The sequence below is a fragment of the Cochlodiniinecator piscidefendens genome (assembly GCF_011326755.1).
Classification (GTDB): domain Bacteria; phylum Pseudomonadota; class Alphaproteobacteria; order Rhodobacterales; family Rhodobacteraceae; genus Cochlodiniinecator; species Cochlodiniinecator piscidefendens.
Window position 1 is genome coordinate 1 of the sequence record NZ_JAAOIE010000013.1, and the last position, 14,836, is coordinate 14,836.

The following is a 14,836-nucleotide window of genomic DNA, read 5'->3' on the forward strand; positions in this document are numbered from 1 at the left end:
CATCAGACCACCCCGCCTGCGTCAAATGATAAAGCGTAGAACACCCCGCTATACCACCACCTATTACAACTACACGCGTCCGACTCTTCATCGCAAAAATCCCGAATATGTTCTCCATATTCAGGCGGGAGGTCGGGGGGCACTGCAAGAGAAAGAGAATGTTTTAGAAATTCTTGGATATTATTTATCATAATTTCGAAAATATATCGTCGGGATTGCTCTTTGATCACAACGCTATTTTCCTTTGATAAAAGAGTTTGGTGGAGGATCGGAGATGACAACGCGGACAGCAAAAAGGGGAGGCCGCAAAGAACGCCTAACACAGCGTGCGGCAAAGCCAGCGGTTGATCCGTGTCCTCCCGGACAGATTGGTGGGGTTTACAAACCTCTGACAGAAGATGAAATCGGCCGTATTTATGACACAGCGCTGCGGCTGTTGGAAAATCTTGGGATGGGCGAAGTGCCTGACCGTTTGCGCCGGGATCTCATTGAAGCGGGGGCCGTGGACAACGGTAGTGACAGAGTGTTGTTTCCGCCGTCACTCGTGGAGAGGGCAATCGATCAAGCTGCAAAGACTTTTGTGCTACATGGTCGCGATGAAGCGCGATCAATTGAGGTCGGGGGTAATCGTGTGCATTTTGGGACCGGCGGAGCCGCGGTGCAAACGTTGGATATGGATAATGGAAACTATCGTCCATCCACGTTGGAGGATTTACACAACTTCACACGGTTACAAGATACGTTGGCCAATGTCAGTTGGTACACGCGCTGTTGCGTCGCGACGGATGTTCCGGACAACTATGATCTGGATGTGAATACGGTATATGCGCTTTTGAAAAACACAACAAAACCAACAGCGACATCGTTTACATTGGCGGAACATGTAGAGCCCATTGTCGAAATGCTAGATATTGCGGCGGGTGGCAAAGGAGAGTTTTCCAAACGACCGTTTATGAAAGTTCATATAAGCCCCGTCATTTCACCGATGCGGTATGGCGATGATGCGGTTGAAGTTGTTTATGAATGTATCAAACATAATATTCCAATGTCGTGTATTACCGCCGCACAAGCCGGGGCGACAGCGCCCGCCACTTTGGCAGGTTTTTTGGCGCAGTCTTTGGCGGAAACCTTAGCGAGCCTGGTGATGGTACATGCAATTCGGCCGGGATATCCTATGGTGTTTTCCAATTGGCCTTTGGTGATTGACTTGCGGACAGGTTCGTTTTCAGGCGGAAGTGGTGAAACCGCTGTTTTAAACGCGGCGTCAGCGCAGCTTTCCAATTGGTTAGGATTGCCGTCTGGGGTTGCCTGTTCGATGACGGATGCTAAAGCCATTGATGCGCAATATGGAATGGAAAAGGGTTTGACGTCGCTCGCTGCAGCCTTAGCGGGAGGTAATTTAATTTACGAAAGCTCTGGTATGACGGCTTCGCTGTTAGGTGTAAGTTTTGAAGCATTCATTTTGGATGATGAAATGCATTCTCACACGTATCGCGCTTTACGTGGAATTGAAGTCACTGATGACAATCTAGGGTATGAAGCGGTGTTTGATGCGGTATTGGGCGAGGGGCATTTTTTAGGCGGTCATCATACCTACGCTGCGATGGAGCGGGATTACTTTTATCCTTCCTTGGCAGATCGGGATGAGCCGCGCACTTGGGCAGAAAAAGGTGGGCGTGATGCATGGTCGGTTGCGCAGACGCGGGCCCGGCAGATTTTAGAGACACATCATCCATCGTATTTGAGCGAGGATCAAGATCGTGAGATTCGAGCGAAGTTCAATATACTTTGAAAGACCAGCAAAAGCGTTTTTAGTTTACGAGAACAAAACTTTCCTTCAGCCAAGGTGTTTTAGAATGGAACGGCGTGATAGCATGTTTGGTGATTAAGCTTCGCATTTTTTGATCTACCAAATCCAAGATTGACCGAGAACAATCTGGCGTGGTGATGATGGTCAACGTGCGTGAGAAGCTTTTACCGGGAAATGGGTGAATACTAAGTTTGGGCTGAAACCGTTTGGCCCGAGAGAACAGAAGTGGTGTGGTAATTGTCCAACCTGCTCCTGCGGCGACCATAGCCATCAAAGTCTGGTGATTGCCGCACTCGAACTTGTTGGGGGAAGAGACACCCAATCTGCGCAGTTGCGCTTCGATTTGCTGCGCAATGATGAGGTTGCTGGAAAATCGCAAGAAAGGTAAATTGGTTTTACCTGACACGATATCGTTCAGGGATGCTTCGTCAGTACGGGGGAGAACGATAACAAAAGGATCTCGCAACAGTGGGCGTTCTTGCAAACCGTTTAAGCGATCAGGTGGCGTTGTCGTGACGCCCAAATCCAATTGTCTGTTGCGCAGCATTTCCACAATCGTGTGGCTTGAGTCCGTGTGGTAAAGAAAATCGCAACTCGGCATATTCCTTGACAGATACACGGCCAATTCAGGGGTAATGTCGCTGTCGAAATCTTCGATGACACCAACGCGTAAGAAACTCGCTTCGGAAATATTTCCGGCTGAGGCTTCTGCTTTGGCTTTGCGAATTGCCAGCAGCGCACCATCGATGTTGCGTAGAAAAACATGCCCTTTCGGTGAAAGTATCATCGGTTTGCGTGCATGGTTAAAGAGCTCGACGCCCAAGTGTTTTTCTAAATTTCGTAAATGGTGAGAAATAGTGCTAACAGATAAACCTGTTTCCGTCGCAACAGCTTGAAGTGACCCTTTTTGGGCGCAAATCTGGAATAATTCCAGTCCCTTAAGGCTGAGTTCATTTCGTACAATGTGCCGAGACATAGATCCTCATACGAAGGTAAGTGTTTCATATATTCATAATAATACTCTCAATATTTCGAAATAGATACTTCTGAATCATGAAAAATAACGAAACGTGTGAGCGTGAGGTCATAAAATCTTAAATCATGACAATCGCTGGGAGAAAGAAATGAAACGGTTACTTTTAACTTCATTGTGTTCGATAGGGGTTTCTGCTTCGGTTGCTCATGCGGAATGTGGGGATGTGACAATTACCCAAATGGATTGGGCGTCCGCTTCTGTTGTGACAGCGGTTTCAACATTTTTGATGGAGCAAGGATATGGTTGCTCTGTGACAGCTGTTCCATCGTCTACTCCAACAGCGCTGACATCCGTCGCTGAAACCGGGACACCTGATTTACTGACGGAGCTTTGGGTGAACACGGCACCTGCGTATCGCGAATTGCTAGATGCTGGCAAAATTGTTGAACTCGGTGATGTGCTTTCGGATGGGGGCGTTGAAGGCTGGTGGGTTCCGCAATACGTCATTGATGCGCACCCAGAAGCTTCAACACTTGAAGGTATATTGGAAAACCCGGAATTGGTTGGCAATCGTTTTCATAACTGCCCAGATGGTTGGGGATGCCGAACTGTGAACGACAATATGAACCAGGTTATCGATATGGCTGGGAACGGGATTGAAATCTTCAATCACGGGTCGGGGGAAACTCTAGCTACGGCTATTGCATCAGCCTATGCAGACGAGGCCCCATGGTTTGGGTTCTACTGGGCGCCAACTGCTGTGTTGGGTAAATACCCAATGGTTTTGGTAGAGCTGGCGGAATATGACGCGGATATACACGCCTGTAACGGGGATACGGATTGTGCTTCTCCGGGTTTATCAAATTACCCAAGTGCCGCTGTCAAAACAGCTGCCACAACAGCTTTTCAAGAACGTGAGCCCGCAATCGCAGAAATGATGTCACAGGTCACATTCACCAATGCCCAAATGAACGGTATTTTGGCGTGGATGGAAGATAACAACGCATCGGCCGAAGAAGGGGCGGTGTATTTTTTGACCAATAACCCTGACATTTGGGGCGGTTGGTTGAATGAGCAGGCGCGTGAAAATCTGGCAGCTTTATTGCAATAATTTCTATCAGGCTCCAAATGCAAGGAGCCTGATCTATGATATTGAGGGTGATCATGGCAGCATATGAAAGCGTGATTAAGGCAATTGGGTTAGACAATTGGTGTGCAGAACCAGATGAAAATGCCCCGATGTCTATGGCACAGTTTTTGGCGAGAAACGGAAATGGTAATCCGGACAATTCAGACCCGATATTACCTTTTCCATCACTCGACACTTTGCATGAAGTTTGCTCATCGATCCCTCAAACGCGTGATTTAACCGCTTGGGTAGAAGATAGCTTTTTGTCGATCAAGGATGGGCTAAAGCTCGTCCTTGATCCGCTTACCCAGCCTTTGTCTTGGATGCTGGATTCGGCGCTTTATGTTTTTACAACTGTACCTTGGTGGATTTTGATCCCGCTTCTCGTGTTGCTGACTTGGTGTGTAACACGACGGCGCGGCGTTACCATTTTCGTAGCGGCCGTGTTCATATTTTTCGGTGTGATTGACCACCTAGAGGTGGCTCTTCAAACATTGGCGATCATTTTTGTTTGCACAGGGTTATCGGTATTGTTGGGGGTGCCTATCGGGATCATGATGTCACGATCAGATAGGATGCAACGTTTGACGGTACCTGTGTTGGATCTGTTACAAACGTTGCCCAGCTTTGTGTATTTGATTCCGCTTATTTTTCTGTTTTCCGTTACTGAATCCAAATTGTATGGAATTGCGATAATTCTATACGCGATTGTTCCAATTATCCGCCTGACGGACCTTGGTATCCGGCTTGTGGATCGGGATGTGATCGAAGCGGCCGATGCGTTTGGTATGAATGCGCGACAGAAGTTGTTAGGTGTAGAATTGCCGCTGGCGCTTCCCAATATCATGGCTGGAGTCAATCAAACGATTATGATGAGCCTTGCGATGGTTGTGATTGCATCGTTGGTTTCGGCGCCGGGGCTTGGCGTTTTGGTCCTGCGTGGCATTCGCAATTTGGAGCTGGGGGTTGGAATTGTTGCTGGGCTTGGGATTGTGTTGCTCGCGGTGGTTTTGGATCGAAGCTCAAAAGCGGCGCTGTCACGTCTTCATGCTCACAAACCAAATCAATGAGGATAGGCATGTCAGATCCGAAAATCCGTATTCGCAATCTCTATAAAATCTTTGGGGCACGGGCGGGAAAGTATTTGCCTCATGTGCTAAGCGGTATGGGCAAATCTGAGCTGCTTGAATCTCACGGGCATGCATTGGGTTTGAATAACATCAATATAGACATGCAAGCTGGAGAGATTTCAGTGATCATGGGATTGTCAGGTTCGGGGAAATCAACGCTCATTCGCCATATCAACCGTCTTATTGAGCCAACCAGCGGTGAGATATTGTTGGATGGCCAAGATATCATGAGGTTCTCACAGGCGGACCTGTTACAGACCCGACAAAAATCTATGTCGATGGTCTTTCAAAATTTTGCACTTCTCCCACACCGAACGGTTTTGCAGAATGTTTCTATGGGTTTAAAGGTTCAGGGCGTTACAAAAGAAATTCGAGAACACGAAGGTCGGAAATGGCTTTTGCGCGTCGGACTAAAGGGACATGAAAGCCAATACCCCAACCAACTATCTGGTGGTATGCAGCAACGAGTTGGTATTGCTCGGGCCCTAACATCCAATTCCGATATCTTATTAATGGATGAAGCTTTTTCAGCGTTGGATCCGCTTATTCGCACGGATATGCAGGATCTTTTGTTGGAGCTTCAAACCGAATTACATAAGACGATTGTGTTTATCACGCATGATTTAGACGAAGCCTTGAAGCTGGCGGATCATCTTGTCATCCTCAAAGATGGTGCTGTTGTACAGCAGGGTAAGCCGCAGCACATATTGTTAAATCCATCGGATCCTTACATTGAGGAATTTATCGCTGACATTAATCGCGCGCGTGTTTTGAGGGTTCGCTCCATAATGCGACACTCTAATCTGGGCAACGAATATAGTGGTACAATTGATCCAGAGGCTAACCTAGAACAAGTTATTGGAATGGCTCAAGGTGATATGAGCGCACGATTTGAAGTCATAGAAAATAATCAAAGAATTGGCGAAGTGGATGTCGCGCTATTGATGGATGCGCTGGTGCCCTACAGACCCGACACTGCAAAGCGCTAGGAAACCAGATTTCTTCGCCAACGAAATCGTCTAGTTGATCCGGTGTTACTTTTCAAATGTGTGGATTTTTCTGATTGTTGACGGATTACTGTAACTCTCATTTGATGGCCGAAGGCTGCCGGTGGATGGCCACCAGCAGTCCAACCGCAAAGCGGTACAATGGCAATCTCAATTCGGGATTGTGATTGTGTGCTCTGGTTCCCAACTGAGCCATACCGGCCCACCCTCTGGCAGTTGAGGCAAGTCGCGGTCGCGCGAAATGACCTTAAATGTACTTCCGTTGCGATCCAGAATGCAGGTTGCCATTGCTCCGGCAAAAACACGTTGCTTTAGCCGCGCTTGGATTTTTGGGGTGTCACGTTCTGTGGGCTCTTCAGTTGTGATGCTGATGTTTTCGGGGCGTACGGCAAATGTAGCGCCTGTTTTCAGTCCCTTTGGTATAGGGATTGCATCTCCATCGGTCAGGCGTAAACTGTTTCCGTCAACAGCGCCTTCCAGAATGTTAGCTTCGCCCAAGAAGCTGGCCGTGAAAACGTCGGTGGGGTTGTTATACACTTCGCGTGGTGGGCCTGCCTGCACCATGCGTCCCGCGCGTAAGATGCCAATTTTGTCTGACAACGTAAGAGCTTCTTCTTGGTCATGTGTGACAAAGATAGTCGTAATGCCAATTTCGCGTTGAATACGTTTCAATTCAATTTGCATATCGACACGTAGTGATTTGTCCAAGGCTGAGAGAGGTTCATCGAGCAGTAAAACACGAGGATTGGTCACAATTGCACGAGCCAAAGCCACGCGCTGTCTTTGCCCTCCTGACAGTTGATGCGGTTTGCGGTTGCTATGTTGACCTAGCTGCACAAGTTCCAGGGCCTCGCCAACACGGCGGCGTTCCTCTGCGAGGCTCACTTTTCTCACCCGCAACCCAAAGCCAACATTATCTGCGACGCTCATATTGGGAAAAAGCGCGTAGTTTTGAAACATCATCCCGATTTCGCGTTTTTCTACGGGGATCTGTTCAACGGACTTTGACCCAATGCGAATTGTCCCATCATCGGTAAATATGAAACCAGCAATGGTGCGTAACAACGTAGTTTTTCCGCTGCCTGATGGGCCGAGTAGGCCAAAAAATCCCCCATCAGGAAAATCTATGGTCACGTTGTCCAGTGCTTTGAGCGTACCAAATCTTTTGGTTACATTTTCGACGGCTACTTCGGCCATTAGCGTTCTCCTCCGAAATTTGAAAAGCGGGCAGCGATCAACATAACCGCCATCGAAATCGTTATAATTATTGTGGATATGGCATTGATTTCAGGCGTGAACCCTTTGCGTATTGCCGTGTAAATCAATACCGGCAAAGTGCTGTCGCCTGGTTCTGATAAGAAATAAGAAACGACAAACTGATCAAAGCTAACCGCAAAGGCAAACAGAGCCCCTGCAATAATGCCCGGTGTAATCCAGGGCAGCGTGACGCGGCGGGTGACAGTCCAGCTATTTGCACCCAAAGAACGGGCAGCTTCTTCCAAAGTGGCATCAAATGTAGCAAGCCGAGCGGTGACAACGACGATTACGTAGGGCAGGGCAAGTGCAACATGACCTATGATCACGGAAGGTGTCCCGCGTCCAAGGCCAATTCCAAAAAAGAAGATAAGCATCGCGGTGCCAGTAATCAGCCAAGGAATTGCAATCGGGGGAAACAACAAAACCTGAAGAATGCGCTTTCCCTTAAACTCGAACCGAAAGAGCGCAACTGACGCTGCCGTTCCTAACGTGGTGGCGATAATTGTCGTGATCAGGGCTATCAGAACGGATCGTGTCGCAGCAGCAATAATTTCGGAATTTCCGGCTAAATCTTGATACCACCGCAGCGAAAACTCAAAGGGGAGTTGATAGTACTGAGAGTCGTTAAAAGACATAAAAGCCATGACGAGGATAGGCGCGTAGAGAAAAAACAGGATCAGGGCTAACCAGATCTTACCAAGGCGTTTTAAAATCAGAGTGCTCATGTTTGGGCCTTTCTGAGAATAGGGCTCGCGAGGGCAAGGATAACGAGGACAACAGCGAGAAGAATGAAAGACAATGCCGCTCCAAGCGGCCAGTTAAAGACCGCGACAAATTGATCTTCAATTACTGTCCCATAATAGGTTCCAACACGGCCCCCAAGTATGCGCGGCTCCATGAATGATCCAACAACAGGTACAAAGATCAGTACTGCGCCTGCTAATAAACCCGGCAAAGACAGTGGTAATATAATCCGACGCAGTATGGTGATCTTTCCCGCCCCCATAGAACGCGCGGCGTCAATGAGGCTGTCGTCGATAGCTTGTAGCGCCAGATAAGCCGTCAAAATAACATAGGGCAGATAGGAATGTACCAGGCCAATCACGATTGCCGGGGTTGAGAACATCAGGTTTATATCTAGTTCGAAGGGCAAAATGGCGTTCAGAGTTCGATCAAGGACGCCATTACCTCGTAGGACGATTGCCCATGAAAAAATACGCACGAGAGAATTGGACCAAAACGGAAGGATCACCAATAAAAACAGTGCTTCGCGGGATCGGCCTTGGATCGTTTTTGCTAGTACATATGCACAAGGAAAGCCAATCAGAACTGATGTCAGGGTAACCATAAGGCCGAGTTTGATCGATTTCCAAAGTAGGATAGCGTAAGTGGGTGTTTCAAAAAATGCCCGGTAATTGTCGGTCGTAAAATTCCATTCAGCATCGCCAAAGGGAACTTCGGACAGAAAGCTAAAGTAAAACATGGCAGACAGTGGTAAGAAGATTGCAACTGTCAGCCAAAGATAGGCTGGGGACAGCAAGCCAAATATTCGCAATCGATCTTGTTTGACGAGCATATTGGACATTGTGCCCCCTCCCTTTTTGTTTATTGCGCGGCTTTGAGCGCTTGCCACATTGTCAGATATGCTTCGCGTGTTTCGTCTGAAACGGGGCGTTGAAACTGCACGCGTGCGACGACCTCGGGATCGCCAAGAACCTGACGGTTAAATGCATCTTCGGGCAATGCGGCAGCGGCGGCTGCGTTGGCAGAAGCAGGCGCACCGTCCTCAGCCCAGCGAGTGTAAAACTCAGGGTCAATCATCCAGTCGATGAATTGATGGGCAGCTTCTTGTTTTGTCGAAGAGGTTGGGATGGAAAGCCCGTCAAGCCAGCCGATTGCACCTTCTTCAGGTACTACAAACTGTACTGGAAGCCCCGCCGCCATTGAGCGGCTGGCAGATCCGGACCAGATCGTGGCAACGTCGAGATCGTCGGCTGCCATAAATTGGTTCCAGTCGTTTTCAGAACCCCAGTAGGTTTTGATCTGCGGCATGAGTTCCGCGAGTTTTACTTGGATTGCGTCAAGGTCTTCTATGTTGTTGATGTCTTGGCCTGTCGCAATTGCAGCGAATTGCACAGCTTCCAACGCATCGTCGCGAATAGAAACGCGGCCGTTATAGTCCGGATCCCAGAATACTTCGATCGAAGTCGGTGCCTCGTCAAAGGTGTTTGTATTGATCGCAAAGGATGTCAGACCCCAAGTCCAAGGTACACCATGCAACGCGCCACCTGCATTGAGGTCATCATTTTCGGCCATATTGGCTGAGACGTCGTCGAAGTTCTCGATCATCGCTGTATCAATCGACGTAATCAACCCTTCGGCTTGTGCCTGAGGAGTGAACGAAGCATTGATCAAAACAACGTCGTAGGCTCCGGGATTTGTACGCAACTTCGTCAGCATTTCTTGCTCTGAGTTGAAGTATTCATGTACAACGGTGTGACCTGTCGCTTCGGTAAAGGCGTCAGTGGCCCAATCTGCATCGGTGCCGTATCCTTGCCAATTCAGGACACGGATTTCGTCTGCGTTCGCAATTGAAGCTGCGAAAAGTGCCGCTATTGCGGTCGTAAGTGTGAACGTACGTTTCATGCGTTTCCTCCAGGGGTGATGGTTTCTGGCAGTTGATCCGCCTTCTTCGTTTTTAAGATGTGCTCTACATCGCTTCGATCGGGTGCGGTTGCTGGCCCTGATCGTGTGGTTGAAAGTGCTGCAGCAATATTTGCGTATTGGGCGGCAACAAGAGGGCTCTCAGATTGGGCTAACATGGCTATGAAGCTGCCGATATGCGCATCGCCTGCCCCATTTGTGTCTATTGCATCAACTTCGTGACCGGGGATCACATGGTGTGTTCCATTGCAGGCGACAATGCAGCCCTTTTCACCATCGCGGATCACAACCCCTCCGTTATGTGGTCGCGATTGCGCCAGAATTTTTGCGGCTTCTGCAGGGTTTTCACGCCCCGTAAGAACAAAAGCTTCTTTAGCGTTGGCACTGATCCATTGTGCGCGTTGCAGAATACACTCTAAGATCTCTGGATTAAGCGCTGAAACGATAGGGGACGGGTCGAACACTAGATTGGGAATGCTGTCTGAGTGTTGAAGCCAATGGACGATTGCACCACGCGATCCAGCGTAATGCAGGGCGTATCCCGACAGCAAAGCCCAGCCGAAGTCTTTATTTTCAACTCCTATGAGCGCATCTTCTGAGACATGTTCTTCTGAGCCACCACTGGCGATGAAAGTACGCTCACCATGTGTGTCAATTAAGACTGTGCAACAGCCTTGGTCGCATTGGGGCTCAGGAGATCTCAGGATCGCAATGTCTTCAGCTAATAGGCCGTCTATGACAATCTGCGCAAATGGACCCGTTCCAACCGAACCTGCATAGCCAACATTTATGCCAGCACGGCGAGCAGCGACCATGGCGTTAAACCCGCCTCCCGGCGCGATTTCAAAACCGGTGACAATAGCCTCCTCACCTGAAGAAGGCACTTCGTTCACGGCATAAATTATATCAGCAATCACGCCAGAGAGTTGAAGAAGCTGCGCGGTCATTTTTAGGTGCTCGGAAAGTGGTCGTTGCGCAGCGCCAGTAGGGCTGTAGCAATTGTTTCTACAGGTAGGTCATTGGCCGTCCGTAAGGTGGCAACTTTATCGTTTGGGAAACCTGACATGCCGTTGCAGGCGCCAGCCATTGAACAGGAAATTGCGCCAATCGTGTCAGTGTCATCACCAATATTGGCGGCAATCAACGCTGCTTTCCACGGGTCACCTTGCGCCAGCTTCACTACGCCAAACGCCGCAGGAATAGAATCCCGCGAAGCGACGGATGTGCCGATTTTGGCTGCAAACTCTTCTACAGATACGTTTTGATCAGCCAATTGAAGGGCTTCAGAAATACGCAGCGCTATATTCGGTTCGCCAAGTGGATAACCACGCGTTTGCCCCGCAGCTGCTGCTTTGAGAGCTGGCTCAACACAAGCCTCAAATTCATACCCGTCGATCCCGAGGCTGATTACCATGGCAACGCTTGCGGCTGCGGCGATAGCTTCACCCGTGTTATGAGTCATGCGACACGCGCGTTCCACGCGATCTAGCAGGCGCTCCATTGGCTCAGCAGGTGTTGAAATACCAACTGGGGAAATACGCATTGATGCCCCATTGGTTGTACCGTTACGGCCAGCCTCGGCAGCGGGCATGCCTGACAACAACGCGTCGAGCGCTGCTTTAGATGATGGGCCCAGCAAGTCGCGTAAACCTCTTGCGCGTACATCGGCTTCCCATGCTATTAGATCTTTGGCCCACAAAATTTCGTCAATGTGACCATTTCCGTCAATCAATCGCTGTGCCAACAAAAAGGACTGCTCAGTGTCGTCGGTGATTTGCCCGGCTAACAATCCGTGGGAGACAGGGTGATCGTCAAAAGGAGCCACAAAGTCTTGAATTATACCGTAGTGTTTTTTGATTTCCTCACAGGCTAGAGTTTGGGACGGCATTCCCAAAGCGTCCCCAAGAGCCAAGCCAGTTAGGGCACCACACGCGCGATCAAATGGGTCAGATGTAAGCGACATGTTCAGTTTAGAACTCCATGTGAAGACCAAAAAGGTCAGGCGCTAGAATACTTTCGACATATTCAATAACGGATCTGTCAGCGGCGCGGGTGAGCCGCCGCAATAGCAGCATCGCTTCTCCGGGAGCACGGCCCATAGTCTGGGCATCTTCGTGAGGTAGATCGGTAAGTACACTTGCCCATTCATCGCCGCTCGCAATTGTGAGACCGAGATCTTCGAGCGTTCTACTAAGAGAGCCGTCAAGAAGCCCTCGTTCTTCGATGCCTGAGTAATCCTCGCGCCATGGCATATGGCTACGTTCGAGTGATACACCTTTGCCAGTTGTAACTTCGTAGCGTAGGCGATCAACAATAAGACAGTCAGCCCCTTGAAGTTCGCTTGAGGCAAAAGGGCTCTGTAGGGAGGCTCGGGTGAGGCGCAACAAACGGGTTTGCAATTTGACCTGATTGGATGACAGAGCAACTGACCAACCTGCGCGATCATCAATGACTTCGCCATCAAATGTCACAAACGATCCGATCCCGGTTTTTGTAGTAATCAACCCTTTGGAGGCGAGAATTTCTAACCCCTTCCTGACGGTATTACGACTAACGGAAAACCGCTTAACGAGAGATTTCTCGCTGTCTAAAACTGTGCCTTTTCCAATTGCGCCAGAGCGAATTTCACCTTCGAGCGTCGTGGCTATACGCATGGATTTTGTAGCGCTGATCATGCTATTGGTCATACTATCTATACCTGTTCACACCTGTTCAGTTGCATGCATAAAATATGAACACCTAATTTTTGTCAATGGTGCGTGAGTGCATATTCAGTGTCTTTGGGAATTGCTGCGTAGAAGTCGGCTTAGTTGTTTTGTGTATGTAGGTTGGTTTAAGGGGATCAAAAGCAGAGTCTGACAAAGCAATTTGATGAAAATTTATGGATGAATACAGTGCGTTGTGTTTATTGGGGATTGCTTAACATAACATAATCCACATTATATGCACTCTCGTTCAGGGACCTACTTTTGACGTAAGCCAGAAGCCTTCATCGCCTTTTCAAATGAGTTTCTCGAGAAATGAGATGGGTGATGATGAGCGAAGGATCACTGAACCGCGACGCTAATTTGGCAAGATTGTCGGAGGTCTACCCATGGCAGGCCGTTGGATCTGCTTTCAAATTGGACGGTGCGTTTGGCCTATCAGCTTCTCGCAATAGATTTGGCGTATAAGAGTAGCGGTATTGTCACTACGCAATGGAAAACCCGATAACTCCCGAAGGCATGGGGCTGCTTGCTATACTTGATAAATATCAATTCCGAGCCATGTCTGTTTTGGACTCGCGATTGTCGCAAGTCTTTCAGCTCCAATGCAGATCTGAACTATCCTGAAGCTGTGAGGTGCTGCTGTTTGATTCTCAAGCAGCAGAGAATTGGGAAGCTGGTGAAACTCCAGCACTGCCCCCGCAACGGTAACGAAGGTCAGGCGTGGTAAGCAACCACTGGGACGAGGATCCCGGGAAGGTGCCGCGACCGGGTGAAAGCCCCTTCTAAGTCCGGAAACCAGCCTTGCAGATATGTCAAACCGCGGGTGGCGGTGGGGGCACGGTTTCGGACGTGATCCTCGCACGCCTCCGAACACGGCTCTCATGTCATCTGCAAAAGCAAGGCCGCGGGGCGCGGCAGGAGAGCCAAAAGTGAATAGTATTCAAACCCTATTAGCACGCAGAACGCCAGGACACGCATTGGAACAGGCGTTCTATAATGACCCATCGGTTTTCCAAACCGACCTTGAAATGATCCATTACCGTGAATGGTTATTCGCGATCCCGGCGTGCGAGTTGGAAAAGCCGGGCAGCTATGTCACCCATAAGGTTGGCGCATATCGAATAATCATCGTGCGTGGCGTCGATAATCAAATTCGTGCGTTCCATAACACCTGCCGTCACCGCGGTTCGGTGATCTGTAAGGCTTCCAAGGGGCATGCCCCCAAATTGGTGTGTCCATACCACCAATGGACCTACGAGTTAGATGGATCGCTTTTGTGGGCGCGTGATATGGGGGCGGACTTTGACCCTAAGCAGCACGGGCTAAAATCGGTGCATTGCCGGGAACTTGCGGGGCTGGTTTATATTTGCCTTGCCGATGAGGCCCCTGATTTTAACAGCTTTGCCGACATCGCAGCACCCTACCTCGAGCCCCACGAATTGAACAACGCCAAGGTTGCCTTTGAAAGTACCATCGTTGAAAACGGCAATTGGAAGCTTGTCTGGGAAAACAATCGCGAGTGCTATCATTGTGGCGGGAACCATCCCTCGTTATGCCGCACTTTTCCCGATGATCCTACTGTTACGGGCATTTCGGATGGTGTAACTCCACTTCATTTAACCGCACATTTTGATCGTTGTGAGGCTGCCGGTTTACCTGCGAAATTCTATCTACATAGCGACGGCCAATTTCGCTTAGCACGCATGCCGCTTAAAGAAGGCGCAGAAAGCTTTACGTTGGATGGCAAGACCGCAGTAGGTAAATGGCTGGGACGAGTGCCCATGGCTGATGCCGGCTCTATGCTTAAATTTCACTATCCGACAACTTGGAATCATTTTCTGTCCGATCACTCCATCGTGTTTCGCGTTACCCCGGTTAGCCCGACCGAAACCGAAGTTACCACCAAATGGCTGGTGCATAAGGACGCGGTGGAAGGCGTGGATTATGATCTAAAGCGTCTGACCGAAGTGTGGGTGGCCACCAATGACGAGGACCGCCGAGTTGTCGAGGACAACCAGCAAGGCATCGACAGCCCGGGTTATGTTCCTGGCCCTTATTCGCCTGTTCAAGAAAGTGGTGTCCTGCAATTTGTAGAGTGGTACTGCGCTACGCTGGCCGAACGGTTGGCACCAACAGCAGTTGCGGCGGAGTGATA

Annotated in this window: 14 protein-coding genes and 1 riboswitch; of the genes, 5 read left to right on the forward strand and 9 right to left on the reverse strand. The window is 49.4% G+C overall.

Features of this window, described 5'->3' with window-relative positions; translation table 11 throughout:
- A partial coding sequence (locus G9C99_RS18725) for an FAD-dependent oxidoreductase (protein ID WP_407926025.1) occupies positions 1–91 on the reverse strand: 91 nt, incomplete at its 3' end.
- A gap of 183 nt (positions 92–274) precedes the next feature.
- Between G9C99_RS18725 and G9C99_RS17825 the strand changes: the two genes are divergently transcribed.
- Positions 275–1,792 (forward strand): trimethylamine methyltransferase family protein, encoded by a 1,518-nt coding sequence (locus G9C99_RS17825; RefSeq protein WP_166418900.1) that lies wholly within the window; start codon positions 275–277, stop codon positions 1,790–1,792.
- A 19-nt stretch (positions 1,793–1,811) separates the two neighbouring features.
- Here the strand turns inward: G9C99_RS17825 and G9C99_RS17830 are convergent, their stop codons facing one another.
- On the reverse strand, positions 1,812–2,786 hold the full coding sequence (locus G9C99_RS17830) for a LysR family transcriptional regulator (protein ID WP_166418901.1): 975 nt from the start codon (positions 2,784–2,786) through the stop codon (positions 1,812–1,814).
- Between the two features lie 148 nt (positions 2,787–2,934).
- On the opposite strand from G9C99_RS17830, the gene G9C99_RS17835 reads away from it, so the two are divergent.
- From G9C99_RS17835 to G9C99_RS17845, 3 genes are read left to right on the forward strand one after another with little or no spacing between them, the layout of a single operon-like run.
- A complete protein-coding gene (locus G9C99_RS17835; protein ID WP_166418902.1) occupies positions 2,935–3,897 on the forward strand; it encodes an ABC transporter substrate-binding protein in 963 nt (320 codons plus the stop codon).
- Between the two features lie 53 nt (positions 3,898–3,950).
- Positions 3,951–4,985, forward strand: a complete 1,035-nt coding sequence (locus G9C99_RS17840; protein WP_166418903.1) for an ABC transporter permease — start codon at positions 3,951–3,953, stop codon at positions 4,983–4,985.
- An 8-nt stretch (positions 4,986–4,993) separates the two neighbouring features.
- A complete protein-coding gene (locus tag G9C99_RS17845; protein ID WP_166418904.1) occupies positions 4,994–6,034 on the forward strand; it encodes a quaternary amine ABC transporter ATP-binding protein in 1,041 nt (346 codons plus the stop codon).
- Positions 6,035–6,202: 168 nt separating this feature from the next.
- On the opposite strand, the gene G9C99_RS17850 is transcribed toward G9C99_RS17845, so the two are convergent.
- From G9C99_RS17850 to G9C99_RS17880, 7 genes are read right to left on the reverse strand one after another with little or no spacing between them, the layout of a single operon-like run.
- Positions 6,203–7,249, reverse strand: a complete 1,047-nt coding sequence (locus G9C99_RS17850; protein ID WP_166418905.1) for an ABC transporter ATP-binding protein — start codon at positions 7,247–7,249, stop codon at positions 6,203–6,205.
- A complete protein-coding gene (locus G9C99_RS17855; RefSeq protein WP_166418906.1) occupies positions 7,249–8,034 on the reverse strand; it encodes an ABC transporter permease in 786 nt (261 codons plus the stop codon). Before G9C99_RS17855 ends, G9C99_RS17850 begins: the two co-directional genes overlap by 1 nt.
- On the reverse strand, positions 8,031–8,894 hold the full coding sequence (locus G9C99_RS17860; RefSeq protein ID WP_166418907.1) for an ABC transporter permease: 864 nt from the start codon (positions 8,892–8,894) through the stop codon (positions 8,031–8,033). The genes G9C99_RS17855 and G9C99_RS17860 overlap by 4 nt, the downstream gene beginning before the upstream one ends.
- Before the next feature lie 20 nt (positions 8,895–8,914).
- Positions 8,915–9,955: an ABC transporter substrate-binding protein gene (locus G9C99_RS17865; protein ID WP_166418908.1), complete on the reverse strand. Its 1,041-nt coding sequence runs from the start codon at positions 9,953–9,955 to the stop codon at positions 8,915–8,917.
- A complete protein-coding gene (locus G9C99_RS17870; protein WP_166418909.1) occupies positions 9,952–10,920 on the reverse strand; it encodes a PfkB family carbohydrate kinase in 969 nt (322 codons plus the stop codon). The genes G9C99_RS17865 and G9C99_RS17870 overlap by 4 nt, the downstream gene beginning before the upstream one ends.
- 2 nt (positions 10,921–10,922) lie before the next feature.
- Complete coding sequence (locus G9C99_RS17875; RefSeq protein ID WP_166418910.1) at positions 10,923–11,936, reverse strand: ADP-ribosylglycohydrolase family protein; 1,014 nt, start codon at positions 11,934–11,936, stop codon at positions 10,923–10,925.
- A gap of 7 nt (positions 11,937–11,943) precedes the next feature.
- On the reverse strand, positions 11,944–12,660 hold the full coding sequence (locus G9C99_RS17880) for a GntR family transcriptional regulator (RefSeq protein WP_166418911.1): 717 nt from the start codon (positions 12,658–12,660) through the stop codon (positions 11,944–11,946).
- Between the two features lie 635 nt (positions 12,661–13,295).
- Positions 13,296–13,499: riboswitch (cobalamin riboswitch) on the forward strand.
- 63 nt (positions 13,500–13,562) lie between these two features.
- Between G9C99_RS17880 and G9C99_RS17885 the strand changes: the two genes are divergently transcribed.
- Positions 13,563–14,834, forward strand: a complete 1,272-nt coding sequence (locus G9C99_RS17885; protein ID WP_166418912.1) for an aromatic ring-hydroxylating oxygenase subunit alpha — start codon at positions 13,563–13,565, stop codon at positions 14,832–14,834.
- The last annotated feature ends 2 nt before the right edge of the window (positions 14,835–14,836 follow it).